This window comes from Ancylobacter koreensis (genome assembly GCF_023016525.1).
In the GTDB taxonomy this organism is placed as follows: Bacteria; Pseudomonadota; Alphaproteobacteria; order Rhizobiales; family Xanthobacteraceae; genus Ancylobacter; species Ancylobacter koreensis.
In genome coordinates this window covers 165,980-192,502 of record NZ_JALKCG010000006.1, presented here as the reverse complement: position 1 = coordinate 192,502, position 26,523 = coordinate 165,980, and the positions used below count along the sequence as shown (strand labels likewise).

Below are 26,523 nucleotides of genomic sequence, written 5' to 3'. Positions count from 1 at the left end.
CCGCTCAGGCGGCCGGGCGGGTTGCCTCGAAAGCAGGCACACGTGCGGCGAAGGCGTCCAGCCACGCCACCAGCGCGGGATGGTCGGCCCGCCAGGCGCCGGCGAAGCGCAGGTCGAGATAGCCGAGCGCGCAGGCGAGTGCGATCTCGCCGGCGTCGGCGTCGGCGCTGACGTCGCTTTTGGCCGGAGGCGCCTCCTCAAGTGCCCGCAGGCCGCGCGCGACCTTGCCGGCCTGATGGTCCACCCATTTTTCGCTGCGTTCTTGCTCGGTGCGGAAGCGGCTCTCATAGACCTGCAGCAGCGCGGCGTCGCTGATGCCGTCCGCCAGCGCCAGCAGCGTGAGCACCCGGTAGCGCGCCTCGCCGGCGGCCGGGATGATCACGCCGCCGCCGGCGGTCGCGTCGAAATAGTCGAGGATCACCCGGGAATCGTAGATCGGCGCGGCGTCGTCGCGCAGCAGCACGGGGATCTTGCCCAGAGGGTTCTGGACGCGCAGCGGCTCGGCGGGATCGCTGGTATCGGCCGCCACGACATCGAGATGGATTCCGCACAGGACGGCGGCGATCTTGACCTTGCGGCCGAAGGGCGAGGGAGGAGAGGAGCGCAGTTTCATCGCGGGGCAAGCCGTTGTCGCAGGCGGAACGCCTGTCAGGGGCGCTCCGCCCCGGAACGGCATGCCCTGAACGACATGCCCGGCACAGCCCGCCCCGCCGGGGCGCCGCGCCCCGGCCTCGCGGAACGCTTATCAGTCGGCCGGCTGGAGGTCGATGGCCTTCGGGCCCTTGCCGCGCTTGTCCGGTTCCACCTCGAAGCTGACGCGCTGGCCCTCGGCGAGCGTGCCGAGCCCGGAGCGCGTGACGGCCGAGACATGCACGAACACATCGCGTCCGCCGTCGTCCGGACGGATGAAGCCGTACCCCTTCTCGGTGTTGAAGAACTTGACGGTACCCATGGTGGCCATGCGCCTGCTCCTTACCCTCGGACGGCCGCGCCCGCCCGCCGGTTCGTTACGCTGGCGAAGCTAAAGCAAGACCGATGCCGGATGATGACGCGGGGTTTGGACGGGCGGTTCTTGAGGGCGCTCAGCGTTCCGGCGTCAGCCAGCCGACCCGCACGCGGCCGGCGCCGTCGGTGGCGAGCACGGGCGCGAGGGCCGAGAGCACGCTGCGCAGTTCCTCCGCAAGCGTGAAGGGCGGGTTGACGATAATAAGCCCGCAGCCGGTCATGGTGTCGGCCTGCCGCACCGCGCGCAGGTCGAACTGCACGTTCAGCGTCTTGGGGATGCCGGCGCGCTCGATCTCGCGGCGGAAGGCGTCGACGGCGCGCACGTCCTTGATCGGGTACCAGAGCGCGTAGATGCCGGTCGACCAGCGCCGATGCGCTTCGGCGAGCCCCTGCGCGAGGCGGTGGAACTCGCCCGGCTCCTCGAAGGGCGGGTCGACCAGCACGAGGCCGCGCCGCTCCTTCGGCGGGAGATAGGCGCCGAGCGCCTGCCAGCCGTCCGTCGCCAGCACCTTGGCGCGGGCGTCGCGCCCGACCGCCTCGGTCAGCGCCTCGCGCACGCCGGGCTGCGTCTCGCAGAACAGCAGCCGGTCCTGCGGGCGGGTGAGCGCCTGCGCGATGAGCGGCGAGCCGGGATAATGGCGCAGCCGCGCGGCGAGTTCGGCATCGTCCGCGGCGGCGACATTCACCGCACGCACCGCGTCGAGCCAGGGCGCGAGCAGTTCGGCGACCGGCGGCGCGAAGCGGGCGCGCAGCACGGCGCCGATGCCGCCTTCCCACTCGCCGGTGCGGCGCGCCTCGTCGCCGGCGAGGTCGTAGAGCCCGGCGCCGGCGTGGGTATCGATGACGCGGAAAGCGGCATCCTTGCGGGCGAGATAGGCGAGGATGCGCGCCAGCACCACATGCTTGACGACATCGGCGAAATTGCCGGCGTGGAAGGCGTGGCGGTAGTTCATGCTGTCCTCACGGCCGCGCCGTCGCCCCGCGCACCGGCGGCATCACCACCCGCTCGGCACGGCAGGCGCGGCGGTCGACCTCCGGGCAGGAGGCGAAGCCGAGGGAGCGGTCGAGGCAGATGCGCACTTCCTTCAGCCGCCGCCCGTCGCAGTCGACGGCGATCATGTCCGCGCCTAGGCCCGGATTAGCGGCGCGGAAGGCGGCCTCGACCTCGCCCGGTGACACCATGCGGTAGGCGTCGAGCCGGCGGAAGGCGTCGGGAATGGTCACGCCTTCATAGGCGCGGCGCACCTTGTCGAAATAGGCGGCCGGGTCGGGCGTGGCGCAGGTGCCGTGGGTGCGCCATTCATGCAGCACGAGGCGGCGGCTCGGCATCACATCGAGCATGGAGCGCAGCACCGGCTCGGGCACGTAGGGCGCGGGGCTGAGGCAGGATTCCGGCCAGCCGCGCGCATATTGCGGCCACAGCCCGTGCACCACGAAGGCGAAGGGGCGGGCGGTGGCGCATTGCGCGGGCTCGGCGCGCTCCCCCATCGCCTCGCAATAGGAGGGCGACCAGGACAGCGCCAGCACGTAATGGTCGAAGCGGCCGGGCTCGCCCTTCTGCTGGGCGAGGGCAAGCTGCGGCCAGGAAGCCAGCGCGGCGAGGAGAAGCCACGCGGGAAAGGCACGAATCACGCACGCCATCGCGCGACGCCGGCGGCGGGCAAGCGGCCTCAGGGCCGGGCCATGCGGCAGTCCGGCGCGTAGGTCCAGGAGCGGTCGAGACCCTCGACGCACCATTCCACGCCCCAGGAGAAGCCGATGAAGCCGCCATCCTCGACGATCGAGTACCAAACGGTGTGGCGGCGCGGGCCGCTGGCGACCTTGCCCACCTTGCCGCCCTGATAGGCGCCGCTGCCATAGGCGCCTTCCGTGCCGAAGCTCGGCGTGCCCTCGACGCCGGAGACGATCACCTCGGCGCTGCAGTAGCGGCGCGGAATGTTCTCGGCGCCCCACGGGCGGAAGGCGATCTCGCGGACGCGCTCGAAGCTGTCGATGGTGAGGCTGGAGTTCCAGAAGCGCGATTCGGTGGTCGCGAAGTTGCGCTGGATATGGGAGAGCGCCGACGGCGTGTCGCAGGCCGGGACATTGCCGCTGTAGTTCGGACCCGACAGCCAGAAGTTCTTCTCGAAGAAGTTGGCCGCCTCCGCGCTGCCCAGCGAGGCCGTCAGCAGGCCGGCCGCCGCGAGGGCGCTGATGGTCCGCCCGAAAAGGCCCTTCGCCTTCGTGGTACCCTTGCCGTCGGCACGCATCGCACGTCTCCCAAACCCGTTGTTCGGGAAGATGCGTCGGCATCCGCGCAGGGTCAATGACGGCAAGGCCACACTGTGCCGGATTCGGGCACCGTCGCGGAGAGGCGCGGATCAGATCAGCCGGATGACGTAGAGCTTGCGCGTCGTCTCGACGACTTCCCAGACGCCCTTGAAGCCGGGCCGGATGACGAAGCTGTCGCCGGCCTTCAGCGTCACCGGCGCCGCGCCGTCCTCGTGGAGGATGGAGACGCCGGCGGTGAGCGAGCAGAACTCCCATTCCTCATAGTCCACCCGCCAGGCGCCGGGCGAGGATTCCCATATGCCGGCGAACAGCGCGCCGTCCGGCAGGGTCTCGAAGTTCCAGGTCAGATGGCGCGGGTCGCCCGAGACGATGCGCTCGGGCAGGGGCACGGTCTCCTCCGGCTCACCGAGGGTCGCGGGGTCGAAGGGCAGCAGGAACGACATATGGCCTCGGCGGATGGGACGTCGGGCGGACGGGGGTGTCGCACAAGAACGGCGCGGCCATCCTGCCGGATGAACCGCGCCGCCTCAAGCCGCTTCGATGCCCCCCAGCGTCGAAGCGAATAGGCTATTCCGCCGGTGCGGGCTCTGCGTGCAGCACGGAGGGCGCCTCCTCCAGCGCCGCGTATTTCGCGCAGGCGAAGAGGAAGCCGGCGACCAGGAGATAGGCGACCGCCACCGTCGGGCTCACAGCGAGGCCGACCATCTCGCCATGCATGAAGCCGAAGAAGGTGAGGACCGCGCCGGCGAGGGCGAAGGCGGCCGCGTTGACGAACTGCCGTTCCACCACGAAGACGCCGATGGCGCCGAGCACGAGGCCGACCAGGATGGCACCGCCGCCCATCACCTCCAGCCCGTGATAGAGCACGCCGACCTGGCCCATCTTCTCGATGCCGATGGCGGCCGCCGACGTGCCGGCGAGGCCGAGCGAATTGTCGATCAGCAGCTTCGCCCAGGCGGCGAGGTGCGGCGTCAGCGCCAGTACGACGGCCGGCGCGTGCTTGGCCGGCGTCGTCTGGAACGCCTGCGCGCCGATCAGCATGCCGATGTAGAGCAGGATCGGCGAGATGGCGACGACCGGGATCAGCGCCAGCAGCAGCGCGATGATGCCGAACCACGAGAGCAGGATCACCATCAGCCCGGTGGCGGCGGAATAGCCGATGCGCCCGCCCATCGACTTCCAGCCGGGATGGCCGATATAGACCGCGTTGATGAAGGGGTTGCCCATCAGGCAGCCGATGAGGCTGACCACGCCATCGGCGGTGAGCACGCGGGTGGTGGGATAGTGGTCGCCCGCTGCCTCGGCGCTTTCCACATTGTCCATCGCCTCGACCAGATCGTAGATGCCGAAGGGGATGGCGGTGACGAGGATGATGCCGAGATACTTGAAGCCGTGGAACACGTGGTCGAAGGCCGGCAGCGGCACCGAGAAGCCGAAATTGGCGAAGGCGTCGCCGACCTTGGCGACGCTCATGCCGCCATAATTCAGGCCGAACAGGGTCGAGCCCCAGGCGATGATCATGCCGACCGCGATGGCGACGAGGCCGGCGGGAATGCCCTTGGGATATTTCACCCCGCCGAACCAGCTCACCATGATGATGGCGAAGCAGACGAGGCCGATGACCGGGGTCGAGAAGATCTCGAAGGCCGGGCGCATCGCGATGAAGGCGATGGAGACGCCCGCCAGCGTGCCGAGCAGCGCCGCGCGCGGGGTGATCTTGCGGATCCACGGCGCCACGAAGCCGCCGATCATCAGGATGAAGCTCTGGAAGAACACCCAGACGAGGCCGGCCTCCCAGCCCTGCACCGGGTCGCCGGTGGCGGCGCCGATGGGCAGCATGATGACGAAGGTGACGACGAACATGTGCGGCACGCTGATGCCCGAAGGCAGGGCGCACACGTCGTCGCGGCCGGTCTTCTTCGCGAGCTGGTAGCCGAGGAAGGCGTAATAGGCGGTCGAGAGGAACATCATCAGCCCGACCGCCGGCAGGATGCGGCCGAAGACGATTTCCGGCGGCATCTTCAGCACGAATTGCAGCAGGCCGGTGAGCACCAGCATGTTGACGAGGATGTTCGTGCCGAAGCCGAACAGGGCGTTCCAGTCGCCCGGCGTCCACAGCGTCGGCCGCGTGCCCATGCGGGCGGGTGAGATCGGGGTCATTTCGGTCGCGGACATTTCTGGCAATCCCTCGAAGGACAAATGACGGGTGACAGGCTCACGCGGGGCGCCGGGAGCGGCGTCAGGCGGCGCTGGAGCGCGCCGCAGTCTTGTTGCCGAGGGCGGCGACCAGCGCCGCCGAGTCGGAGACCCAGCCGAAGATCCCGCCCTGCGCCTTGATCATGTCGAGGCCGACGCGGTGGAAATCCGGGAAGTAGGAGGCGCAGCAATCGGCGAGCGCGACGCAGCGATAGCCACGGTCATTGCCCTCGCGGATGGTGGTGTGCACGCACACCTCGGTGGTGACGCCGGCCACCAGCAGCGTGTCGATGCCGCGATTCTTCAGGATGAGTTCGAGGTCGGTCTGGTAGAAGGCGCCCTTGCCGGGCTTGTCGAGGACCACCTCGCCGGCGGCGGGATAGAGCTCCGGGATGATGTCGTGCCCGGCCTCGCCACGGATGAGGATGCGACCCATCGGCCCGGCGCAGCCGATGCGCGCGGTGGGCGCGCCGCGCTCCACCTTGGCCGGCGGCGCGTCGGCCATGTCGGGGCGGTGGCCCTCGCGAGTATGGATGACCAGCATGCCGGTCGCCCGCGCCGCCGCCAGCGCGCGCTGGCAGGGGCCGACGGCCGCCTGCAGCAGCGAGACGTCGTTGCCGAGCGTCTCGCCGAAGCCGCCGGGTTCGAGGAAATCGCGCTGCATGTCGATGATAACCAGCGCCGCGCGCGCCGGATCGAAGGCGAGGGGCGCCGGCTCGGCGGCGAGAAGAGTGTCGGGCATGGCGGCTCCGCTGCGGCGGTGAGGGGCAGGCGCGGCAGCGAACCGCGCAACGTTCGTTGTATGCATTGGTGTATGCATCGCCCATGCCAACGGCTTCCACGACGCAACCATTTGTAAAACAACGATCTCTTCACATGATGGGAGAGCCAACCTTCCGCATTGGCGCGCAGAGATGGGTCACGGTGGTCAAAATTTAGTCGTTATGTTGGCGTTGCCTTCATGTTGGCCGTCGATGGCGGCTGCGCTCTGACCTCCGCCGTGCGGGTGGATCGGCATGGGCTCCCTCTGCCGCTTGCCTTCGCGCGGGGACGATCCGCCTTTGCAGCGGCCGAATCCGACCCCATATTCGCGCCATGGCCAAAGCAGCACGTCCCGGCGGATTCTCGGAGCGCTCCCAGCGCGCCTTCGAGCCCGCGCAATCCGCCACGCTCGATCCCGTCCTCGCCGAGAAACTCGGCGTGGCGCCGACCTCGGGCGCCTCCGCCACCGTCGCCGCGCTGTCGGCGTTGATCGAGAGCGGCCGTCCCGAAGTCGACGGCCAGCTCTGGGTGCCGCATCGCCCGGCCCGGCCGGAGAAATCCGAGGGCGGCGTCAAATTCGTGCTGAAGTCGGACTACACGCCCAATGGCGACCAGCCGCAGGCCATCGAGGAACTGGTGGCGGCGGCGCGCGAGGGCGAGCGCGACCAGGTGCTGCTCGGCGTCACCGGCTCGGGCAAGACCTTTACCATGGCCAACGTCATCCAGCGCCTGCAGCGCCCCGCGCTGGTGCTGGCGCCGAACAAGACGCTGGCGGCGCAGCTCTATGGCGAGTTCAAGAGCTTCTTCCCCGACAATGCGGTGGAGTATTTCGTCTCCTACTACGACTACTACCAGCCCGAGGCCTATGTGCCGCGCACCGACACCTTCATCGAGAAGGAATCGTCGATCAACGAGCAGATCGACCGCATGCGCCATTCGGCCACCCGCTCGCTGCTGGAGCGCGACGATGTGATCATCGTCGCCTCGGTTTCCTGCATCTACGGTATCGGCTCGGTCGAGACCTATGCCTCGATGACCTTCAAGATCGAGGTGGGCGAGCGGATCGACCAGCGCCAGCTTCTCGCCGACCTCGTGGCGCTCCAGTACAAGCGCACCCAAGGCGATTTCGGGCGCGGCACCTTCCGGGTGCGCGGCGACGTCATCGAGATCTTCCCCGCCCATTACGAGGACCGCGCCTGGCGCGTCTCGCTGTTCGGCGACGAGGTGGAGAGCATCCAGGAGTTCGATCCGCTGACGGGTCAGAAGTCGCAGGAGCTGAAATTCGTCAAGCTCTACGCCAATTCGCATTATGTGACGCCGCGCCCGACGCTGATCCAGGCCATCCACGGCATCAAGGCCGAGCTGAAGATGCGGCTCGACGAGCTCAACGCCATGGGCCGGCTGCTGGAGGCCCAGCGTCTGGAGCAGCGCTGCACCTTCGACATTGAGATGATGGAGGCGACGGGAAGCTGCGCCGGCATCGAGAACTATTCGCGCTGGCTCACCGGCCGCCAGCCCGGCGAGCCGCCGCCGACCCTGTTCGAATATGTGCCCGACAATGCGCTGATCTTCTGCGACGAGAGCCATGTCACCGTCCCGCAGATCGGCGCCATGTATCGCGGCGACTTCCGTCGTAAGGCGACGCTGGCGGAATACGGCTTCCGCCTGCCGAGCTGCATGGACAACCGGCCGCTGCGCTTCGAGGAATGGGAGGCGATGCGCCCGCAGACCGTCCATGTCTCCGCCACCCCCGGCAAATGGGAGATGGAGAAGACCGGCGGCGTCTTCGTCGAGCAGGTGATCCGCCCGACCGGCCTCGTCGATCCCGAGATCGAGGTGCGCCCGGCCCGCACGCAGGTCGACGACCTGCTCGGCGAGGTGCGCGTGACGGCGGCGAAGGGCTACCGCACGCTGGTGACGGTGCTCACCAAGCGCATGGCCGAGGACCTGACGGAATATCTGCACGAGAACGGCATCCGCGTGCGCTACATGCATTCGGACATCGACACCATCGAGCGCATCGAGATCATCCGCGACCTGCGGCTCGGCGCCTTCGACGTGCTGATCGGCATCAACCTGCTGCGCGAGGGGCTCGACATCCCGGAATGCGGGCTGGTGGCGATCCTCGACGCCGACAAGGAAGGCTTCCTGCGCTCGGAGACCTCGCTGATCCAGACCATCGGCCGCGCCGCGCGCAATGTGGACGGGCACGTGCTGCTCTATGCCGACAGCATCACCGGCTCGATGGAACGGGCGATGGCGGAGACGCAGCGCCGCCGCGAGAAGCAGGTGGCGTGGAACGTCGAGCACGGCATCACGCCCGAGAGCGTGCGCAAGGCGATCGGCGACATTCTGGAGAGCGTCTATGAGCGCGACCATGTGACGGTCGATTCCGGCCTCGCCGAGGGCGCCGCCACCTATGGCAACAACCTCGCCACCGTCATCGCCGACATGGAGAAGCGCATGCGCAAGGCGGCGGCCGATCTCGACTTCGAGCAGGCCGCCCGGCTGCGCGACGAGATCAAGCGGCTGCAGGCGACCGAGCTGGTGCTCTCTGACGATCCGCTGGCGCGGCAGGAGAATGTGGACGAGCGCACCGGCGGCTATCGCGGCGAGCGCAAATATGGGCGCGCCGCCAACCTGCCGGAGAAGAAAAGCGGGGCCGGCGGCAAGGCGGGGCGGCGCTCCTCGCCGGGCCATGTCTCGTCCGGCCAAGAGGCCCGCGCCGACGAGGCGCAGGCTCGCTACGACGCCGAGGGGACCGGCTCGCGCGTCGTCAAGCCCTCGCTCGACGACATGGGACCGGGTACCGACCGGACGGAGCCGCTGCGGGTGGAGGACTGGGTGCGCCCCGAGCGCCCGGACCCGATGACCAAGGGCTACCGCAAGGGCGGAAGGCGCGCGCCGAAGCGGTGACTCCAGCTATCCGCGTGGTCCCGCATTGACGTCGAGCGGCAGAAAGCTTCCCCTGCGCGATGCCGGATCGCGCGCGGCATGTCGTGCGTTGCGGGTCACGGCAGGGGGATGCGATGACCTTCACGCAGGCTGTTTCCAGCGTTCTCGGTAATTATTCGACCTTCACCGGCCGTGCGCCGCGTTCGGAATACTGGTGGTGGGTGGTGTTCTCGATCCTCGTGAACATCGCCACCAGCGTCATCGACACGGCGATCTTCGGCACCTATGCGCTGGTGCATTATGGCGAGATGACCGCCTTCACGCCCATCACCACGCTGGTCGGGCTGGCGCTGATCATTCCCTCCATTGCGCTGGCGGCGCGCCGCTTCCACGATATGGACCGCACCGGCTGGTGGCTGCTGATCGGCATCACCGGCATCGGCGCGCTGGTCGTCTTCTTCTGGTTCATGGTGAAGGGCACGCCGGGCCCGAACCGCTTCGGCCCGGACCCGCTGGCGCCCTGACCAGCAAAAAGGGCGGCTTGCGCCGCCCTTTCCGATCTCTGGAAGAAGACGCCGTTCAGCCCTGCTGGATGGCGCTGAGCTTCCATTCGCCGCGCGGGTTGCGCACGAAGGTCCAGAACTCCACCGCCTGTTCCTTGCGCTGCGGGTCGCCCTGCACCACGCGGCCGGTGGCCTTCTCGACGGTCACGTCGGTCAGCTCGTAGCGCATGGCGACGGTGGCGTATTCGCTGCCGTCCTCCGCCCAGGCTTCCGAGAGGTCGCCTTGCAGCAGCTTGACGTCGCCGAGCCGGTTCTCCAGCCCGTCGCGGTCGAGTTCGTCGAGTTCCTCGGCGAGGTAGCCGGCCATTTCGGGCGTGGCGAGACCGGCGAGCGCGGCACGGTCGCCACGGCTATAGGCGCCCTGCACCTCGCCGAGCAGCCGCTCGAAGCTGTCGAAATCGCTACCCTGAAGCTGGATCGGCCGGCCGCGCGGGCCGGTGCCGAAGCCGGCGCGCGGCGCCGCGCCGGCACTGGAGCCGCCCATCGGCGCGCTGGCGCCGTTCAGCGCCTCGCGGGCCATCGGCTCAGGCCGCGCACCGCCGGCATAGGAGGGCTGGTTGCGCGAGCGCATCCACCCCATGACGAGGCGCACCACGATGAAGATGAGCGCGACCTGAAGCAGCAGGCCGAGAATGCCGGAGAGGCTGCCGAGGCCGGAGAAGAAGCCCGAACCCATCAGCAGGCCGAAAAGGCCGGCGCCGAGCAGGCCGCCCATCAGCCCGCCCATGAAGCCGCCACGGTTGAAGAAGCCGCCGGGACGGGCCGCCGTCGCCGCGCCGAGATTCGAGGCGCCGGGCTGGGCCTGGGGCGTCGCCGAACGCTGCATGGTCTGGGCGGAGGGCGCCGTCGGCGTGGGCGCCGGGGTCGACCAGGTGCGGGAGCCACGGCTGCCGATGCTCATGCTGCGGCCGGCGCGGGCCTCGGCGAAGTCGCTGGCGACGAAGACGCCGGCGGCGACGAGAAGGGCGCCGAGCGCGAGGCGCATGGCGGCGGGACGCAGACGCAGGGATCGCAAGGGAATGCCTCTCCAGTGAACGCACGCGGCACATGCCGCAACGTCATCCATATGGGGGAGACCGCGCCGGAATGCCACCCCCCGCGGGCGACACGCGCGTGCGGGAAGGGGAGCGCGAGGGGAGCAAACGCGGGGCGAAAGCCGCGCACGGCCAGCATCGGGAAGATATTCCGGGGTCGCGCACTTCCACGTGAGGAAGCCGTCTTTCCCGCGAAACGGCGCCGGTGGCGCGCCGGAATACCGCCAAAGGGCGGACTCGCACCTTCCGCGACAGCGCGGCGCCGGGTGGCGTCGCGCGCGGCACATCCGTCCCCTGCCGTCGGAAGAACCGGCGGGCGGGGCGTCCGTCAGAAGCCGAGACGCGATTCGATGGCGGCTATGGAGCCGACCGGAGCGTTCACGTTCTCCACCTTGCGCTCGCCGGGAACGGCGGGGCGCACGGCGGCAATGGTGGCCGGCTGATCGAAGGGGGTCTTGGCAGACGGCAGGGCAGCGGGGGTCTGAACCTCGTTGCGGTTCATGACGGGGGGCATTTCAAGGTCCTTCCTGTTACGCATACGCTTAAGCGATACCGGCCTCGCGGCCGTTTCTCTTCCGGCGCCGCACGCTGGCGACGCCGTCTTCACGATCATGGTTATAAACGGGTAACCCTGAATCTTTCCTGATCGACCCGTTCATGCTGGCGGGGGTTTCGTTCAGAATCGCGGCGGCTCTGGGGCAATTGCCGAGAAAATCACCGGCTGTGGCATGGGGGACGCAATCCCCGCGCAAGCTTCGGTGCCCGCTTGCCGCGGCGGGTATCGGGGGGTGGCACCGGGCGCCCGTTGGCGGCCTTTACGGCTGCGCGAGATGGGGACGGGCAGCCTCGCGAGGGTGTCATCGGCGGCATGCTAATTGCTAAGTTCGGCTTAGCCTTAAGGAGTATCGCCATGTCCGTTGCCCTCACCATCGCCCTGACCGATGCCGAGCCCGAAGCCGATGGCGAACTCGACCTGTCGTTGCGCGACGACATCCGCATGCTCGGGCGCGTGCTCGGCGAGACGCTGCGCGACCAGGAGGGCGAGCCGACCTACGAACTGGTGGAGCTGATCCGTCGCGTCTCGACCCGCTTCCACCGCGAGGAGGACGAGGGGGCCCGCGCCGAGCTGGAGGGCATCCTCGCCGGGCTCGGCCCGGATCAGGCGATCACCATCGTGCGCGCCTTCTCCTATTTCTCGCACCTCGCCAACATCGCCGAGGACCAGAACGTCATCCGCCGCATGCGGGCGGGCGCGGGGGCAGGGCGCGGCCCGGCGCCGGCCACCATCGCCAACGCGCTGGACGAGGCGCTGCGGCACGGCGTTTCCACCGCCGAGCTGCGCAAGTTCTTCGAGACCGCGCTGGCGAGCCCGGTGCTGACCGCCCATCCCACCGAGGTGCGCCGCCGCTCCACGCTGACGCATGAGATGCGGATCGCCGAACTTCTGGACGAGCGGGACCGGCGCGACCCGACCCCGGAGGAGCAGGAACTCGCCGCCGAGGAGCTGCGCCGGCGCGTGCTGACGCTGTGGCAGACCAACCTGCTGCGCAAGACCAAGCTCACCGTGCTCGACGAGGTGGCGAACGGCCTCTCCTATTATGACTACACCTTCCTGCGGCAGCTTCCCAAGCTCTACGCCGCGCTGGAGGACCGCCTCGCCACGCTGGAGGGCACGCGCGAGGGCGCGCCGGAAATCGCCTCCTTCGTGCGCATCGGCAGCTGGATCGGCGGCGACCGCGACGGCAATCCCTTCGTCACTGCCGAGGTGACGCGCGAGACCATGCGCCTGCAGAGCGCGCAGGCGGTGCGGTTTTATCTGGAGGAGCTGGAGGCGCTCGGTGCCGAGCTTTCCATCAGCACCATCCGCGTGCAGGTGTCCGAGGAACTGCTGGGGCTGGTCGAGGCCTCGCCCGATCTCTCGCCGCACCGGCGCAACGAGCCCTACCGCCTCGCCACCACCGCCATCGCGGCGCGGCTTCGGGCGACCGCCTTCCGGCTGGAAGTCGCCGATCTCCTCGGCCTCACCGTCAGGCCGCCGGATGCGGCCTATGCGAATGCGGCCGAGCTGCGCGCCGATCTCGACGTGATCGACCGCTCGCTCAAGGCGCACAAGTCCGGCGCCGTCGCGCGCGGCAAGCTCCGGGCGCTGCGCCGCGCGGTGGACGCCTTCGGCTTCTACCTCGCGGTGCTCGATTCCCGGCAGAACTCCGACGTCCACGAGCGCTGCGTCGCCGAGCTGCTGGAGGTCGCGGCGCCCGGCACCAACTACAAGTCGCTGCCCGAGGGCACCCGCGTCGCGCTGCTGCTGCGCGAGCTGACCACCGCGCGCCCGCTCACCTCGCCCTTCGTGGACTATTGCGACGAGACGGTGGGCGAGCTCGCCATGCTGCGCACCTGCGCGCGAATCCACAAGATCTACGGCCCCGAGGCGATCCAGACCTGCATCATCTCCAAGGCCGAGAGCGTCTCGGACATGCTGGAGCTGGCGCTGCTGCTCAAGGAGGTCGGCCTCGTCGATCCCGCCGGCGCCTCGGCCGTCCATATCGTGCCGCTGTTCGAGACCATTGGGGACCTGCGCAACGCCGCCCGCGTGATGGAGCAGATGTTCCGCCTGCCGGAATACCGCAAGCTGGTGGACAGCCGTGGCGGCGTGCAGGAGGTGATGCTCGGCTATTCGGATTCGAACAAGGATGGCGGCTTCGTCACCTCCGGCTGGGAGCTCTACAAGGCCGAGATCGAGCTGATCGAGGTGTTCCGCCGCCATGGCGTGCGGCTGCGCCTGTTCCATGGTCGCGGTGGGTCAGTCGGGCGCGGCGGCGGGCCGAGCTACGACGCCATCCTCGCCCAGCCCGGCGGGGCGGTGCAGGGGCAGATCCGCATCACCGAGCAGGGCGAGATCATCTCGTCCAAGTACTCCAACCCGGCGGTGGGACGCGGCAATCTCGAAATCCTCGCCGCCGCGACGCTGGAGGCGACGTTGCTGTCGGGCGACGCCAAGGCGCCGCGCGAGGAATATCTCGACGTGATGGAGGAATTGTCCGAGGCCGCGTTCAGCGCCTATCGCGGCCTCGTCTACGAGACCCCGCGCTTCGAGGACTATTTCTGGGAATCCACCGTCATCAACGAGATCGCGACGCTCAACATCGGCTCGCGCCCGGCCTCGCGCCGCAAGACGCGCCGCATCGACGACCTGCGCGCCATCCCCTGGGTGTTCTCCTGGGCCCAGTGCCGGCTGATGCTGCCGGGCTGGTACGGCTTCGGCACCGCGATCAACTCCTGGCTGGAGCGCCATCCGGACGGACTGCCGCTGCTGCAGGAGATGTATCGGGAGTGGCCGTTCTTCCGTACCCAGCTCTCCAACATGGACATGGTGCTCTCCAAAAGCTCCATCGCCATCGCCTCGCGCTACGCCAAGCTGGTGGAGGATGTGGAACTGCGCGAAGCCATCTTCGGGCGCATCCGCGCCGAGCATCAGGCCGCCATCGACGCGCTGCTCGCCATCTCGCAGCAGGAGAAGCTGCTCGGCTCCAATCCGATGCTGGACCGTTCGATCCGCGCGCGCTTCCCCTATATCGACCCGCTCAACCACGTGCAGGTCGGGCTGCTGAGGAAGTACCGCGCCAACGACACCGACGAGAAGGTGCTTCAGGGCATCCAGCTCACCATCAACGGCATCTCGGCCGGGTTGCGCAATTCGGGGTGAGGACGAATGGCCTTCGCCTGCACGATACCGGCCGTGCCGACCCAACTGGCCGATGACGACCGGGTGCGGATCACCCGCTGGGACTTCGCGCCGGGAGCGACGACCGGCTGGCACGAGCACGCAATGGACTATGTCATCGTCTTCGTCACCGACGGGCTGATGGAGGTCGACGTCGACGGGACGGTGACGCAGGTGCGCATGAGCGCCGGCGGCGCCTATTCGCGCCCGGCCGGCATCCGCCATGACGTGCGCAACGCCGGCGAAGCGCCGATGAGCTTCGTCGAGGTGGAGATGAAATAGGCGGCGGTGGCACCTCGCGGGCGCGGGGCTATAATCGCGCAGCTCCGCCCGCTAACGCTTTTTGGTCCGCCATGTACACGCCGCCGGCCTTTCGCGAGGACGATCCTGCCACGCTGCACGCGATGATGCGCGAGACGCGGCTGGCGACGCTTGTCACCGCCACCGCCGAGGGGCTGCTCGCCACGCCGCTGCCGCTCTTTCTCGACGACACCGAGGGGGCGAACGGCGTGCTTTATGGGCATGTCGCCAAGGCCAACCCGCAATGGAAGGCGCCTCCGCTGGCCGAGGCGCTGGTGATCTTTCCGGGCCCCGAGGCCTACATCTCTCCCTCGTGGTACGCCTCGAAGCAGGAGCACGGCAAGGTCGTGCCGACCTGGAACTACGCGGCGGTGCACGCCTATGGATGGCCCGAGTTCTTCGAGGACGAGGACCACCTTCGTGAGATCGTGACGCGGCTGACCGATCTTCACGAGCGCCCGCGCGCCGAGCCGTGGTCGGTCGCCGACGCACCGGAGGCGTTCGTGCGGGCGCAATTGAAGGGGATCGTCGGCGTGCGGCTGCCGATCGCCCGGCTCGAAGGCAAGCGCAAGATGAGCCAGAACCGGCCCGAAGCCGACCGCGAGGGCGTGGCCGCCGGACTGCGCGCCAGCCCGCGCGAAGGCGATCGCGAGGTTGGCGCGATGATCCCGACGGCGAGGCGGTAACGTGCCGTTTGGCGACCTTTCTGGAAAAGTGCTCGGGAGCGTCTGCCTTGCCACTAACGTAAACTCGCTGAGTAAGCGTGATTACGCATGAAAATACTGGACATTTTTCCGCCGCTTAACGATAATTACGCTGCTGAGTCGGCGCTCGACTCCGGCGGGCGCTCCGTCGTTATCATACGCGTTTAACGCTCGCGCTGAGCGTTCTTCCCGATCATTAGGAGCAGAACCTATGACCACGCTGTTCGCGTGGCGTGGGCTTATGCATTTGGTCGAGTTGCTCAGCTTGCTGAATGAACTGCTCGACCTTGTGCTAAAGCTCTACGCATTGCTTGCTTGATTGTTCAGGCAGTTTGGCGGGGCGCGTTCGCGCGCCCCGCTTCCTGGTCCTCACCCCGCGATAGATGGCGCCGCTTCCGGCGGCAGGTTCGGCGGCATGCGGGCCAGCAGCAGCGCGGCCTTGATGAGCGCGGCATTGTCGGCCGCCTCTTCGCCGCCGGGCAGGAGTTTGCCGTCCTCCAGCCCGATGCGCCCGTCGAGGCCGCGCAGCAGCGCGTCGCGGTAGAGCGGCCAGACGGTGGCGTCGAGGCCATGCTCCAGCACCGGCACGTCGAGACTGGCGGCGGCGAGCACCTTGCGGATACGGGCGGCGACTTCCAGCCCTTCGCCGATATCCTGCTCATTGATCTCGATGAGAATGCGCAGCGCCTGCCGCGCCTGCGGCAGCTTCACGAAGCGCTCGGCGTCGGCCACCGACCACAGCCCCGCCTCGACGCCGATGCCACGCGACATGGCGAGCTCGATCATCTGCGGCGCGTCGTCCTCGATCAGGTTCACCGAGACGTAGTCGGGCACGACCTTCCAGCTTCGCACCGAGTCCAGACGGTCGCCGGCGATCCCGGCATGGGTGGACAGGCCGATGGGCGTGCCGGGCACGCGGGCGCGGATCGCCTCCAGCGCGGCGGCGACCTCCCCGGCGGCGAGCGTTTCGGCGCCGTCAGCGTCGCGCGGGTGCAGATGCAACTCCCCGGCGCCGGCCGCCACGACGGCGGCGGCATCCGCCGCCAGTTCCGCCGGGGTCAGCGGGGTGAAAGAGTGGAAGTCCTTGGCTCGCGATCCGTTCAGGCAGGCTTGCAGCATCGGGGTCTCCTCGGTGCGCGTGTGTCGTGCCTCAACCCGCGAGGAAGCCTTTCCGTTTCAGCCTTTGTACGGCGCGCTCCAGCGACTGCAGGAATTCGGAGCGGTCGCGGGCGGAAAAGGGGCGGGGGCCGCGCGTGATCTCGCCCGCCTCGCGCAGGTCCGCCATCAGGTTGCGGGTGGCGAGCTGCATGCCGATGGAAGCGGCGGTGAAGGGTTTTCCGTTCGGGCCGATGGCCTCGGCGCCCTTCGCCACCACGCGCGCGGCGAGCGGCACGTCGGCGGTGATCACGAGGTCGCCCTCCTGGACGCGCTCGGCGATCCAGTCGTCGGCGACATCGAGCCCCGCCGGCACGACGACCCGCTCGACCTCGACATCGCGCGGCACGGCAATGTAGGCGTTGGCGACGAGAAACACCTTGATGCCGTGGCGGGCGGCGACCTTGTAGGTCTCGTCCTTCACCGGACAGGCGTCGGCGTCGATGTAGATCAGAATAGGCTTCGTCAAAGTAGAACCTGAGTTGCCGGGCATCCGCTCAAGAAAGAGGGGCTGCCCTCGCGGGCAGCCCCTCCCATGTCAGACCGCGGTCCGGCCCGGTAGCCGCCGAAAAGGCGGCGCGAAGTGTCGCATCACGCGGCACGGACCTCGCAAGAGGCAAGCGTCCAGGTCACGGATACCGACGACCGCAGATCAAGACGATCAGACACTGGATCACCTCCTTTCAATTGTTGACGACCATTGCAGCTTAGCCCGATTCGCGTCGGCGTCACCCGCCCGTCACCTACCGCAGGCGGGATTCGGCGTTCACTTCGCGTTACGATGAGCAATCTTTGGTGCACGCCCACAAAGGAGGCAGCGATGCGGAGCGGATGGTCACGGCGCGGTGCCGCGCTGGCGCTGGCGACACTCCTCTTCGCCATACCGTCACAGGCGCAGCAGGCGTCCGACGCCCGCGCGCCGGAGCAGGCCAGCGCGCTGGCGGCGGGGCAGAAAGTGGCGACCGGGCGCCGCTGGATGGTCACGGCGGCCAATCCGCTCGCCGCCGAGGCGGGCGCCGCCATGCTGCGCGCCGGCGGCAGCGCCATCGACGCGCTGGTGGCGACCCAGCTCGTGCTTGGCCTCGTCGAGCCGCAGTCCTCCGGCCTCGGCGGCGGCGGCTTCCTCGTCTACTGGGACGCGAAGACGAAGACGCTCACCACGTTCGACGGGCGAGAGACCGCGCCCCGTGCGGCGACACCGACGCTGTTCCAGGACGCGGCCGGCGAGCCGCTCGCCTTCCTCGACGCGGTGGTCGGCGGGCGCTCGGTCGGCACGCCCGGCACGCCGCGCCTTCTGGAGACTGTCCATCGCCGCTACGGTCGGCTTGCCTGGGCGAGGCTGTTCCGCCCGGCGCTGCGCCTCGCGGACAAGGGTTTTACGGTCTCGCCGCGCCTTGCCGGCCTGATCGAGGCGGAGAAGGAGACGCTGGCGCGCGATGGCGCGGCGCGCGCCTATTTCCTCCCCGGCGGCGCGCCGCTGAAGGAGGGCGCGCGGCTGAAGAACCCGGCCTATGCGCGCACGCTGCGCCTGCTGCGCGACGGTGGCGCGGATGCTTTCTACAGCGGTACGCTGGCCCGCGATATCGTGCGGACGGTGCGCGGCGCCGCCAATCCGGGGCTGCTGTCGGCGGGCGACCTGCGCGAATACCGGGTGGTCGAGCGGGCGCCGGTCTGCGCGAGCTATCGCGCGCTCGACATATGCGGCATGGGCCCGCCCAGTTCCGGGGCGCTGACCCTCGGCCAGATCCTCGGCGTGCTGGACTTCTACGACCTGAAGGCGAAGGGCGACACGCCGGATTCCTGGCGGCTGATCGCCGACGCCTCGCGTCTCGCCTTCGCCGACCGCGAACGCTACATGGCGGACGACGATTTCGTGCCGATGCCGACGCGCGGCCTGCTGGCGCGGAACTATCTCGCCGGCCGCGCCGCCCTGCTGGTGCGTGAGAGCGCGCTGCCCGAGGTGGCGGCCGGCGCGCCGCGCTGGGACCACGCCATGGCGGCGCCGCCGCGGGCGGACGGCCAGGCGCCGGAACTGCCGTCGACGACGCAGATCACCATCGTCGACGCGCGCGGCAACGTCGCCTCCATGACCTCGACCATCGAGGCGGCCTTCGGCTCGCGCCTCATGGTGGGCGGCTTCCTGCTCAACAACGAGCTGACCGACTTCTCCTTCCGCTCGCACCGTGACGGCGTGCCGGTGGCCAACCGCGTCGAGCCGGGCAAGCGCCCGCGCTCCTCCATGGCGCCGACCATCGTGATGAAGGCGGGGCGGCCGGTGCTGGCGCTCGGCTCGCCCGGCGGCAGCCAGATCATCGGCTACGTCGCCAAGACGCTGATCGCCCATATCGATTGGGGGATGCCGCTCGACAAAGCCATCGCGGCGCCGAACGTGCTGGCGCGCTTCAAGGCGCTGGAGATCGAGCAGGGCACGCCCGCCGAGGCGATGATGCCGGCGCTCAAGGCGTTCGGTTTCGACGTGAAGACGCTGCCGATGACCTCCGGCGTGCAGGCCGTCTCCATCGGCGAGGGGCGGCTCGTCGGCGCCGCCGATCCGCGCCGCGAAGGCATGGCGATCGGGGAGTGAGAGTTCTAGCGCCGGGCCTTGGCGTCATCTCGGCCGAGGCGCAGCGAGAGCCGGAATCGCTCTCCAATGTTTACACGATCCCGGATCGCGCTTGCGGAGCGTCCGGGATAACGACCTCTCGTCAGTGGCTGATCATCCAGGGCCGCGCGGTGGGGAAGCTCTTGGCGCCGCTCGCCGCCGTCGCGGTCTTCGACTTTTTCGTGCGGCTCTTCATGCCGCCCGAGCAGCAGGAGCAGCTCGACGGGTGCTTCTTCGCGGCGAATTCGCCGGTCGTCATCGGCGCGTTGGAAGCGCGTTCATTGGTGGAATGGGCGATCAGGCTCTCGCGGGAGATGCCGCTGAAATGCGGCGCGGTCAGCATCACGCGGGGGGCCATCGCGCCGCAGTCCGGGCAGGGCTGCGGGGCCTGATACTCGCTCATCGGCCGCATCTCGGTGAAGTCACCGCAGCTGTCGCACTGATATTCATAGACGGGCATGAGCCTGTTCCCTGGGCGTTTCCTCGAAGGACGGGGCGGCACTCGGCGCCGCCCCGTTCTCTGCGAATTCGGGGCGGGGCGACGCCTTGGGCGTCACCCCGGGATTTGGTCAAGGACGGGAGGGGCGACGCTCCGCGCCGCCCCAGGATTTGGGCAAGGAGGGGCGGGGCGGCGCTCTGCACCGCCCCGCATGCACCGGACTAAGCGGGGGTCAAAGGTCCGGTGAAAGCGGCATGTCGACGGAGCCGTCGAGGAACTTGGTCGGGCCGGCGGCGGTCGGGTTGATGTCGAAATCGAAGATCTCGGTCGGCAGCCACAGCGTGGCGCAGGCGTTCGGGATGTCGACGACGCCCGAAATATGGCCCTGCACCGGCGCGGTGCCGAGGATCGAATAGGCCTGCGCGCCCGAGTAGCCGAACTTCTTCAGGTACTCGATGGCGTTGAGGCAGGCCTGGCGATAGGCGATGTGCACGTCGAGATAGTGCTGGCCGCCCTGCTCGTCGACCGAGATGCCCTCGAAGATCAGGTAGTCCTTGTAGTTCGGCGTCACCGGCGAGGGCTTGAAGATCGGGTTCTTGATCCCGTACTTGGCCATGCCGCCCTTCAGCACCTCGACCTTGAGGTGCACCCAGCCGGCCATCTCGATGGCGCCGCAGAAGGTGATCTCGCCATCGCCCTGGCTGAAGTGCAGGTCGCCCATGGAGAGGCCGCCGCCTTCGACATAGACGGGGAAGTAGATCTTGGAGCCGCGCGACAGGTCCTTGATGTCGCAGTTGCCGCCATGCTCGCGCGGGGGAACAGTGCGCGCGCCGGTGGCCGCGGCGGCCGCCTTCGCGTCGCCGGTCAGCCGGCCCATATGGGCGGTCGCCGCGAAGGGCGGGGCGGCCAGCGGGGGCACGCGGGTCGGGTTGGTGTCGATCAGCCCCTGCTCGCGGGTGTTCCATGTCTCCAGCAGCTTCGGATCGGGCAGGCAGCCGATCAGGCCGGGATGGATGAGGCCGGCGAAGTTCACGCCCGGCACATGGCGCGAGGAGGTGTACATGCCCTTGAAGTCCCAGATGGACTTCTGCGCCAGCGGGAAGTGGTCGGTCAGGAAGCCGCCGCCATTCTTCTTCGAGAAGAAGCCGTTGAAGCCCCACTGGCTGTCGGGCATGGCGCCGATGTCGAGCAGGTCCACCACCAGCAGGTCGCCCGGCTCGGCGCCCTTCACGCCGATGGGACCGGACAGGAAGTGCACGATCGACAGGTCGATGTCGCGCACGTCGTCGGCCGACTCGTTGTTCTTGATGAAGCCGCCGGTCCAGTCATAGGTCTCGACGATGAAGTCGTCGCCGGGCTTCACCCAGGCCACCATCGGAATGTCCGGGTGCCAGCGGTTGTGAACCATGTCGTTGTCGTAGGCCGACTGGTTCAGGTCGATCTTGATCAGTGTTTCGGTCATGCTTCTCACTCCCCTTGGGCAAGCTGGCAGAACGGTCGGGCGCGGGCCTCAGACCGACAGGAATCGCGCGACCTTCGCCTCGTCGACGTCGGCGCGCTTGTCTTCGTGGACGATCTCGCCGTTCTCGATGACGAGGACGCGGTCGGCGATGTCGAGGGCGAAGGACAGCACCTGCTCGGAGACGACGATGGAGAGCCCGCGCTCGTCGCGGATGCGCTTCAGCGTGCGCGCCATCTCGCGGATGATGGAGGGCTGGATGCCCTCGGTCGGCTCGTCGAGCAGCAGCACCTTCGGCGCGGTGGCGAGCGCCCGGGCGATGGCGAGCTGCTGCTGCTGGCCGCCGGAGAGGTTGCCGCCGCGCCGGCCCTTCATTTCCAGCAGCACCGGGAACAGCTCGTAGATATCCGGCGGCACCTTGCTCTCGCCGCGCGGGATGAGCCCGGTCTCGATGTTCTCCTGAACCGTCATGGTGGAGAAGATCATGCGGCCCTGCGGCACATAGGCGACGCCGTTGGCCACGCGCTCATAGCTCTTGAGCTTCGTGATGTCGGTGTCGCCCACCGTCACCGTGCCGCTCTTGGTCGGCACGATGCCCATGAGCGACTTCATGAGCGTGGTCTTGCCCATGCCGTTGCGGCCCATGATGGCGATGATCTCGTTGGGTGCGACCTTGAAGTCGAGGCCGTGCAGCACCTCGCTCTCGCCGTAGGAGACGTGCAGGTGTGAAACGTTCAGCATGATCCGCCCCTCAGTGGCCGAGATAGACTTCGATGACCTTCGGGTCCGCCTGGACCTTGGCCATCGAGCCTTCCGAGAGAATCTTGCCCTGGTGCAGCACCGTCACCTTGTGGGCGATGTCCTCGACGAACTTCATGTCGTGCTCGATTACGATCACCGAGCGGTTCTTGATGATGGTGTTCAGCAGCTCCGCCGTTTTCTTGCGCTCGGACACGCTCATGCCGGCCACCGGCTCGTCGAGCATGAGAAGCTCGGGGTCCTGGATCAGCAGCATGCCGATCTCCAGCCACTGCTTCTGGCCGTGCGAGAGATATTCGGCGCGCTGGTCGAGCTGGTCGGCGAGGAAGATCGTCTCGGCGATCTCCTGCACCCGCTCCTTCACTGCGGCGTCGCGGCGGAAGGTCAGCGCCCCGGCGACCGAGCGGCCCTTGGGATAGGAGATTTCGAGATTCTCGAAGACGGTGAGGTCCTCGTAGATCGAGGGGTTCTGGAACTTGCGCCCCACGCCCGCCCGGACGATCTCGTGCTCCTTCATCTTGGTCAGCTCGCGCTCCTTGAAGCGGATCGAGCCTGTGGTGGCCTTGGTGCGGCCGCAGATGAGGTCGAGCACCGTCGTCTTGCCAGCCCCGTTGGGGCCGATGATCACGCGGATCTCGTTCTCGTCGACATAGAAGGAAAGGTCGTTGACCGCCTTGAAGCCGTCGAAGGAGACGGTGAGCCCTTCCACCGCGAGGACGAAGTCCTTGTTCATGGTGTCGGTGATGACTTGCGCGTTCATGGCACCGGCTCCTCACTCGGCCGCGGCGGGGGCCGTCCCGGGGGACGGCGGGGCGGGGGGCGTCGCCTTGCGCTTCGCGACACCGCCGAAGAGCGGGCCGAGATGGGGGGCGATGTAGGTCTGCCAGAGGCCGGCAATGCCGTTCGGGAAGATGAGCACCACGGCGATGAACAGGCCGCCGAGGCCGAACAGCCACAGCTCGGGGAAGCTTTCCGAGAAGGACGTCTTGGCCCAGTTGACGACGAGCGTGCCGTAGATGGCGCCGAGGATGGACAGGCGCCCGCCGACGGCGGTGTAGATGACCATCTCGATCGAGGGCACGATGCCGACGAAGGACGGCGACATGAAGCCGACCTGCAAGGTGAACATCGCCCCGCCGATGGCCGACAGCGACGCCGCCAGGCAGAACACGAAGATCTTGAAGCTGGAGACGTCGTAGCCGGAGAAGCGGACGCGGTCCTCCTTGTCGCGCATGGCGACGAGGATGCGGCCGAGCTTGGAGGACTTCACGTAGAAGGCGAGCAGGATGCAGGCGATCAGCAGCGCCACGCAGACGAAGTAGAGGATCGTCTTGGCGCTGTCGGTGCGGATGTCCCAGCCGTGCAGGGTCCGCAGGTCCGTGATGCCGTTGATGCCGCCGGTATAGCCCTGCTGGCCGATGATCAGGATGGTCATGATCGCGGCGAGCGCCTGGGTGATGATGGCGAAGTACACGCCGCCCACGCGCCGCTTGAACATGGCGTAGCCGAGCACGAGGGCGAAGAAGGCGGGCACCAGCACCACCGCGACGGTGGTGAAGCCGAAGCTCTTGAACGGTTCCCAGAACCAGGGCAGCTCGGTGATCTGGTTCCAGTCCATGAAGTCCGGAATGCCGGGCGTGGTCTGGATCTTGGTGTTCGCCGGGCTGGAGGCTTCCAGCTTGAGGAACATCGCCATGCAGTAGCCGCCGAGGCCGAAGAACACGCCCTGGCCGAGCGAGAGAATGCCGGCATAGCCCCAGCAGAGCACGAGGCCGAGCGCCACGAAGGCGTAGGTGAGGTACTTGCCGACGAACTGGAGGCGGAAATTGTCCAGCGTCAGCGGCAGGACGACGACCAGGATGAAGGCGAGGACGACGATGCCGATGATGTCCTGCGGTCGCAGGAAGAAGGTGCGGCCTGATGCTTTGCTCATATGCGCCTCCTCAGCGACGGACCTTGATGACGAACAGGCCCTGGGGCCGCAGCATCAGGATGATGACCACGCCGAGCAGCGTGAGGACCTTGGCCATCGAGCCGGAGAGGAAGAACTCCATGGTCGACTGGGCCTGCGAGATGGTGAAGGCGGAGGCGATGGTGCCGAGCAGGCTCTGCGCGCCGCCGAAGACGACGACCAGGAAGGTGTCGACGATGTAGAGCTGGCCGGAGGTCGGGCCGGTCGAGCCGATCATGGTGAAGGCCGAGCCGGCAACGCCGGCGATGCCGCAGCCGAGGCCGAAGGTGTAGCGGTCGATCTTCTCGGTGTTGATGCCGACGGCGCCCGCCATGACGCGGTTCTGCACCACGGCGCGCACCTGCTTGCCCCAGGCCGATTTGTACATCAGCAGGGCGACGGCGATGGTGATGGCGATGGTCAGGCCCATGACGAACAGGCCGTTGATCTGCACCTCCACCACCTCGGTCACGGGCAGCGAGCCCATCATCCAGTTCGGCAGCTCGACGCCGACCTCGCGGGGGCCGAAAACGGAGCGGTAGACCTGCTGGAGGATGAGGCTGAGGCCCCAGGTGGCGAGCAGCGTGTCGAGCGGGCGCTTGTAGAGGCGCCGGATCATCAGCCATTCCACCGCCATTCCGAGCGCGCCGGAGGCGAAGAAGGCCAATATCATCGCAATGAAGAAGTAGATGCCGAACAGAGAGGGAATGTAATGAAGAAAAAGCTGTGAGGTGAAATAGGTGACATAGGCGCCGAGGATCATGAACTCGCCATGCGCCATGTTGATGACGCCCATCTGGCCGAAGATGATGGCCAGGCCCAGCGCCATGAGCACGAAGACCGAGAACAGGATAAGGCCGGCGAAGCCTTGCATGATGAAGATCGAGCCGAGCTCGGCCAGCGAATAGTCGGAAAACATTCAGGAATCCCCCGGCGTGCGCGCGTGCGGCGCGGTCCCCGTCAACGGAAAGAGCCCCGGAGAGGGCGAACCCTCTCCGGGTGGGAGCTTCAGGCGATCACTGGTAGCCCTTCGGGAACGGATCCGGCTCGATCAGCTCGGGGGTCTCGAACACCACCTTGAACTGGCCGTCGGCCTGCGCCTGGCCGACGCGGGTCTTCGACCACAGGTGATGGTTCGGGTGGATCTTGACGTAGCCTTCCGGCGCCTTGGTGAACTCGATGCCGGGCGAGGCCTCGGCGATCTTGTCGACGTCGAAGGAGCCGGCCTTCTCGACGGTCATTTTCCACAGCCACGGGCCGAGATAGGCAGCCTGGGTGACGTCACCGATCACGGTCTTCTCGCCCCACATCTTCTTGAAGGCGGCGACGAAGTCCTTGTTGTTCGGGTTGTCCAGCGACTGGAAGTACTTCATGCAGCTATAGGCGTTGACGAAGTTCTCGCCGCCGATGCCGTCGATCTCGTCCTCGGTCACCGAGATGGTGAGCAGGGTCTGCTTGGAGAGGTCGATGCCGGCCGCCTTGAGCTGCTTGTAGAAGGCGACGTTCGAGCCGCCGACGACCGCGGCGTAGATCACGTCCGGCTTGGTGAGCTTGAACTTGTTGATCACCGAGTTGAACTGGGTGTGGCCGAGCGGGAAGTAATCCTCGCCGACGACCTTGCCGGACAGCTTGTTCTCGATGTGCTTGCGGGCGATCTTCATCGAGGTGCGCGGCCAGATGTAGTCCGAGCCGATGAGGTAGAAGCTCTTGGCGCCCTTGGTCTTGTTGACCCAGTCGAGGCCGGCGAGGATCTGCTGGGTGGCTTCCTGGCCGGTGTAGATGACGTTCTTGGACTGCTCGAGGCCTTCATAGAAGGTCGGGTAGTAGAGCATGCCGTTATACTGCTCGACGACCGGCAGCACCGCCTTGCGCGAGGCCGAGGTCCAGCAGCCCATGATGGCGGCGACCTTGTCGTTGACCAGCAGCTTCTTGGCCTTCTCGGCGAAGGTCGGCCAATCGGAGGCGCCGTCTTCCTGGATGAACTTGATCTTGCGGCCGAGCACGCCGCCCATGGCGTTGATCTGCTCGATGGCGAGCTTCTCGGCCTGCACCGAGCCGGTCTCGGAGATCGCCATCGTGCCGGTGACCGAGTGCAGGATGCCGACGGTGACTTCGGTGTCGGTGACGGCGAGGCCCGTGGTGTTCACGGCAGACGTCGCGGGCGCCTGGGCGAAGGCCGGCGTCGAAAACAGGCCGGTATTCGCCAGAAGAGGCGCGGCGGGCAACGCGGCCATGCCCATCAGTAGCTTTCGACGCGTGCTCGAAAACTTGGAAGAATTGTCGTTATTCGAAGACATAAGTTCCCCTCCACGGGTTTGACGTGGCCTTAACAAGCTTATCTGTGGGCTTGCATTGGCTGGATCGTGGAGGCCGATGACGCGATGCAGCAATACGTCGATTGACGTATAGGGGTTTCGCCCCCGCTCCGACACAGTGTCTCCCATAAGCTCGGCGGCGCGTGTGCGTTCGCCGGTGAACTTGTTCGCGCGCGCGTGAAGAAGTTCCATGATCTGGCGACGGTTAACGGGTAAGAGGCGTGCTCCGTTTGTGTTTAATTTGAAAATAAATCATTGACAGTCGCGTCGTGCGGGCCGCCGATACAGAGATGCGACGGGAAGGTCAGCGTGACGCGGGGGATAACGACTTAACTGGAACGGATCGTGCTTGATCCAGTCCGGTGAGGCCGGCATTCCGGCGGTTTCGGCGC

Annotated in this window: 25 protein-coding genes; 6 read left to right on the top strand and 19 right to left on the bottom strand. The window is 67.7% G+C overall.

Annotated elements, in window-relative coordinates; translation table 11 throughout:
* Window positions 1-4: 4 nt before the first annotated feature.
* The 8 genes from MWN33_RS14910 to MWN33_RS14875 form a co-directional block, all read right to left on the bottom strand.
* Window positions 5-613, bottom strand: coding sequence for a glutathione S-transferase family protein (locus MWN33_RS14910; RefSeq protein ID WP_247201829.1), 609 nt, complete (start codon window positions 611-613; stop codon window positions 5-7).
* 132 nt (window positions 614-745) lie between these two features.
* Entirely contained in the window at window positions 746-961 is a 216-nt protein-coding gene (locus MWN33_RS14905; RefSeq protein ID WP_247201828.1) for a cold-shock protein, read from the bottom strand.
* 121 nt (window positions 962-1,082) lie between these two features.
* Window positions 1,083-1,958, bottom strand: coding sequence for a 23S rRNA (adenine(2030)-N(6))-methyltransferase RlmJ (locus tag MWN33_RS14900; RefSeq protein ID WP_247201827.1), 876 nt, complete (start codon window positions 1,956-1,958; stop codon window positions 1,083-1,085).
* Between the two features lie 7 nt (window positions 1,959-1,965).
* Entirely contained in the window at window positions 1,966-2,646 is a 681-nt protein-coding gene (locus MWN33_RS14895; RefSeq protein ID WP_247201826.1) for a ribonuclease T2 family protein, read from the bottom strand.
* Window positions 2,647-2,675: 29 nt separating this feature from the next.
* A complete protein-coding gene (locus tag MWN33_RS14890) occupies window positions 2,676-3,254 on the bottom strand; it encodes a hypothetical protein (protein ID WP_247201825.1) in 579 nt (192 codons plus the stop codon).
* A gap of 111 nt (window positions 3,255-3,365) precedes the next feature.
* Window positions 3,366-3,719 (bottom strand): cupin domain-containing protein, encoded by a 354-nt coding sequence (locus tag MWN33_RS14885; RefSeq protein WP_247201824.1) that lies wholly within the window; start codon window positions 3,717-3,719, stop codon window positions 3,366-3,368.
* 124 nt (window positions 3,720-3,843) lie between these two features.
* A complete protein-coding gene (locus MWN33_RS14880; protein ID WP_247201823.1) occupies window positions 3,844-5,451 on the bottom strand; it encodes a regulator in 1,608 nt (535 codons plus the stop codon).
* A gap of 64 nt (window positions 5,452-5,515) precedes the next feature.
* The gene (locus MWN33_RS14875; RefSeq protein ID WP_247201822.1) at window positions 5,516-6,214 is read right to left on the bottom strand and encodes a cysteine hydrolase family protein; all 699 of its coding nucleotides are present in this window, start codon (window positions 6,212-6,214) and stop codon (window positions 5,516-5,518) included.
* A 353-nt stretch (window positions 6,215-6,567) separates the two neighbouring features.
* Here MWN33_RS14875 and uvrB point away from each other — a divergent pair, with 353 nt between their 5' ends.
* Window positions 6,568-9,150, top strand: a complete 2,583-nt coding sequence (gene uvrB / locus MWN33_RS14870; RefSeq protein WP_247201821.1) for an excinuclease ABC subunit UvrB — start codon at window positions 6,568-6,570, stop codon at window positions 9,148-9,150.
* A 113-nt stretch (window positions 9,151-9,263) separates the two neighbouring features.
* On the top strand, window positions 9,264-9,653 hold the full coding sequence (locus tag MWN33_RS14865) for a DUF805 domain-containing protein (protein WP_247201820.1): 390 nt from the start codon (window positions 9,264-9,266) through the stop codon (window positions 9,651-9,653).
* 55 nt (window positions 9,654-9,708) lie between these two features.
* Here MWN33_RS14865 and MWN33_RS14860 read toward each other — a convergent pair whose 3' ends face one another.
* Together MWN33_RS14860 and MWN33_RS14855 are read right to left on the bottom strand one after the other, a co-directional pair.
* The gene (locus tag MWN33_RS14860; RefSeq protein ID WP_247201819.1) at window positions 9,709-10,707 is read right to left on the bottom strand and encodes a Tim44 domain-containing protein; all 999 of its coding nucleotides are present in this window, start codon (window positions 10,705-10,707) and stop codon (window positions 9,709-9,711) included.
* Between the two features lie 347 nt (window positions 10,708-11,054).
* Window positions 11,055-11,240, bottom strand: coding sequence for a hypothetical protein (locus MWN33_RS14855; protein WP_247201818.1), 186 nt, complete (start codon window positions 11,238-11,240; stop codon window positions 11,055-11,057).
* A 396-nt stretch (window positions 11,241-11,636) separates the two neighbouring features.
* On the opposite strand from MWN33_RS14855, the gene ppc reads away from it, so the two are divergent.
* The 3 genes from ppc to MWN33_RS14840 all read left to right on the top strand — a co-directional run bounded on the left by ppc (window position 11,637) and on the right by MWN33_RS14840 (window position 15,433).
* Entirely contained in the window at window positions 11,637-14,429 is a 2,793-nt protein-coding gene (gene ppc / locus MWN33_RS14850; RefSeq protein ID WP_247201817.1) for a phosphoenolpyruvate carboxylase, read from the top strand.
* Between the two features lie 6 nt (window positions 14,430-14,435).
* Window positions 14,436-14,729, top strand: coding sequence for a cupin domain-containing protein (locus MWN33_RS14845; RefSeq protein WP_247201816.1), 294 nt, complete (start codon window positions 14,436-14,438; stop codon window positions 14,727-14,729).
* A gap of 71 nt (window positions 14,730-14,800) precedes the next feature.
* Complete coding sequence (locus MWN33_RS14840) at window positions 14,801-15,433, top strand: FMN-binding negative transcriptional regulator (protein ID WP_247201815.1); 633 nt, start codon at window positions 14,801-14,803, stop codon at window positions 15,431-15,433.
* 387 nt (window positions 15,434-15,820) lie between these two features.
* Here the strand turns inward: MWN33_RS14840 and MWN33_RS14835 are convergent, their stop codons facing one another.
* Window positions 15,821-16,570: a 3-keto-5-aminohexanoate cleavage protein gene (locus tag MWN33_RS14835; protein ID WP_247201814.1), complete on the bottom strand. Its 750-nt coding sequence runs from the start codon at window positions 16,568-16,570 to the stop codon at window positions 15,821-15,823.
* A 31-nt stretch (window positions 16,571-16,601) separates the two neighbouring features.
* A complete protein-coding gene (locus tag MWN33_RS14830) occupies window positions 16,602-17,075 on the bottom strand; it encodes a YaiI/YqxD family protein (protein ID WP_247201813.1) in 474 nt (157 codons plus the stop codon).
* Between the two features lie 351 nt (window positions 17,076-17,426).
* Here MWN33_RS14830 and ggt point away from each other — a divergent pair, with 351 nt between their 5' ends.
* Window positions 17,427-19,190, top strand: coding sequence for a gamma-glutamyltransferase (gene ggt / locus MWN33_RS14825; protein WP_247201812.1), 1,764 nt, complete (start codon window positions 17,427-17,429; stop codon window positions 19,188-19,190).
* A gap of 121 nt (window positions 19,191-19,311) precedes the next feature.
* On the opposite strand, the gene MWN33_RS14820 is transcribed toward ggt, so the two are convergent.
* From MWN33_RS14820 to urtA, 7 genes are all read right to left on the bottom strand, one after another.
* On the bottom strand, window positions 19,312-19,668 hold the full coding sequence (locus tag MWN33_RS14820) for an FmdB family zinc ribbon protein (protein ID WP_247201811.1): 357 nt from the start codon (window positions 19,666-19,668) through the stop codon (window positions 19,312-19,314).
* A 211-nt stretch (window positions 19,669-19,879) separates the two neighbouring features.
* A complete protein-coding gene (fmdA, locus tag MWN33_RS14815) occupies window positions 19,880-21,109 on the bottom strand; it encodes a formamidase (RefSeq protein WP_247201810.1) in 1,230 nt (409 codons plus the stop codon).
* A 48-nt stretch (window positions 21,110-21,157) separates the two neighbouring features.
* The gene (urtE, locus tag MWN33_RS14810) at window positions 21,158-21,847 is read right to left on the bottom strand and encodes an urea ABC transporter ATP-binding subunit UrtE (RefSeq protein ID WP_247201809.1); all 690 of its coding nucleotides are present in this window, start codon (window positions 21,845-21,847) and stop codon (window positions 21,158-21,160) included.
* Between the two features lie 10 nt (window positions 21,848-21,857).
* A complete protein-coding gene (urtD, locus tag MWN33_RS14805) occupies window positions 21,858-22,625 on the bottom strand; it encodes an urea ABC transporter ATP-binding protein UrtD (protein ID WP_247201808.1) in 768 nt (255 codons plus the stop codon).
* A 12-nt stretch (window positions 22,626-22,637) separates the two neighbouring features.
* Window positions 22,638-23,798 (bottom strand): urea ABC transporter permease subunit UrtC, encoded by a 1,161-nt coding sequence (urtC, locus tag MWN33_RS14800; protein WP_247201807.1) that lies wholly within the window; start codon window positions 23,796-23,798, stop codon window positions 22,638-22,640.
* A gap of 10 nt (window positions 23,799-23,808) precedes the next feature.
* Window positions 23,809-24,735: an urea ABC transporter permease subunit UrtB gene (gene urtB, locus MWN33_RS14795; RefSeq protein ID WP_247201806.1), complete on the bottom strand. Its 927-nt coding sequence runs from the start codon at window positions 24,733-24,735 to the stop codon at window positions 23,809-23,811.
* Between the two features lie 97 nt (window positions 24,736-24,832).
* Window positions 24,833-26,113: an urea ABC transporter substrate-binding protein gene (urtA, locus tag MWN33_RS14790; protein ID WP_247201805.1), complete on the bottom strand. Its 1,281-nt coding sequence runs from the start codon at window positions 26,111-26,113 to the stop codon at window positions 24,833-24,835.
* Window positions 26,114-26,523: the final 410 nt, after the last annotated feature.

What these genes read in the sequence shown, in the direction of transcription:
- MWN33_RS14865 (WP_247201820.1), top strand. Translation starts at nt 9,264, where the DNA reads ATGACCTTCACGCAGGCTGTTTCCAGCGTTCTCGGTAATTATTCGACC.
- MWN33_RS14835 (WP_247201814.1), bottom strand. Translation starts at nt 16,570, where the DNA reads ATGCTGCAAGCCTGCCTGAACGGATCGCGAGCCAAGGACTTCCACTCT.
- urtD (WP_247201808.1), bottom strand. Translation starts at nt 22,625, where the DNA reads ATGAACGCGCAAGTCATCACCGACACCATGAACAAGGACTTCGTCCTC.
- urtC (WP_247201807.1), bottom strand. Translation starts at nt 23,798, where the DNA reads ATGAGCAAAGCATCAGGCCGCACCTTCTTCCTGCGACCGCAGGACATC.
- ggt (WP_247201812.1), top strand. Translation starts at nt 17,427, where the DNA reads ATGCGGAGCGGATGGTCACGGCGCGGTGCCGCGCTGGCGCTGGCGACA.
- fmdA (WP_247201810.1), bottom strand. Translation starts at nt 21,109, where the DNA reads ATGACCGAAACACTGATCAAGATCGACCTGAACCAGTCGGCCTACGAC.
- MWN33_RS14905 (WP_247201828.1), bottom strand. Translation starts at nt 961, where the DNA reads ATGGCCACCATGGGTACCGTCAAGTTCTTCAACACCGAGAAGGGGTAC.
- urtB (WP_247201806.1), bottom strand. Translation starts at nt 24,735, where the DNA reads ATGTTTTCCGACTATTCGCTGGCCGAGCTCGGCTCGATCTTCATCATG.
- MWN33_RS14895 (WP_247201826.1), bottom strand. Translation starts at nt 2,646, where the DNA reads ATGGCGTGCGTGATTCGTGCCTTTCCCGCGTGGCTTCTCCTCGCCGCG.
- MWN33_RS14910 (WP_247201829.1), bottom strand. Translation starts at nt 613, where the DNA reads ATGAAACTGCGCTCCTCTCCTCCCTCGCCCTTCGGCCGCAAGGTCAAG.
- MWN33_RS14885 (WP_247201824.1), bottom strand. Translation starts at nt 3,719, where the DNA reads ATGTCGTTCCTGCTGCCCTTCGACCCCGCGACCCTCGGTGAGCCGGAG.
- MWN33_RS14855 (WP_247201818.1), bottom strand. Translation starts at nt 11,240, where the DNA reads ATGCCCCCCGTCATGAACCGCAACGAGGTTCAGACCCCCGCTGCCCTG.
- urtA (WP_247201805.1), bottom strand. Translation starts at nt 26,113, where the DNA reads ATGTCTTCGAATAACGACAATTCTTCCAAGTTTTCGAGCACGCGTCGA.
- MWN33_RS14840 (WP_247201815.1), top strand. Translation starts at nt 14,801, where the DNA reads ATGTACACGCCGCCGGCCTTTCGCGAGGACGATCCTGCCACGCTGCAC.
- MWN33_RS14900 (WP_247201827.1), bottom strand. Translation starts at nt 1,958, where the DNA reads ATGAACTACCGCCACGCCTTCCACGCCGGCAATTTCGCCGATGTCGTC.
- MWN33_RS14890 (WP_247201825.1), bottom strand. Translation starts at nt 3,254, where the DNA reads ATGCGTGCCGACGGCAAGGGTACCACGAAGGCGAAGGGCCTTTTCGGG.
- MWN33_RS14875 (WP_247201822.1), bottom strand. Translation starts at nt 6,214, where the DNA reads ATGCCCGACACTCTTCTCGCCGCCGAGCCGGCGCCCCTCGCCTTCGAT.
- ppc (WP_247201817.1), top strand. Translation starts at nt 11,637, where the DNA reads ATGTCCGTTGCCCTCACCATCGCCCTGACCGATGCCGAGCCCGAAGCC.
- MWN33_RS14845 (WP_247201816.1), top strand. Translation starts at nt 14,436, where the DNA reads ATGGCCTTCGCCTGCACGATACCGGCCGTGCCGACCCAACTGGCCGAT.
- uvrB (WP_247201821.1), top strand. Translation starts at nt 6,568, where the DNA reads ATGGCCAAAGCAGCACGTCCCGGCGGATTCTCGGAGCGCTCCCAGCGC.
- MWN33_RS14880 (WP_247201823.1), bottom strand. Translation starts at nt 5,451, where the DNA reads ATGTCCGCGACCGAAATGACCCCGATCTCACCCGCCCGCATGGGCACG.
- urtE (WP_247201809.1), bottom strand. Translation starts at nt 21,847, where the DNA reads ATGCTGAACGTTTCACACCTGCACGTCTCCTACGGCGAGAGCGAGGTG.
- MWN33_RS14820 (WP_247201811.1), bottom strand. Translation starts at nt 19,668, where the DNA reads ATGCCCGTCTATGAATATCAGTGCGACAGCTGCGGTGACTTCACCGAG.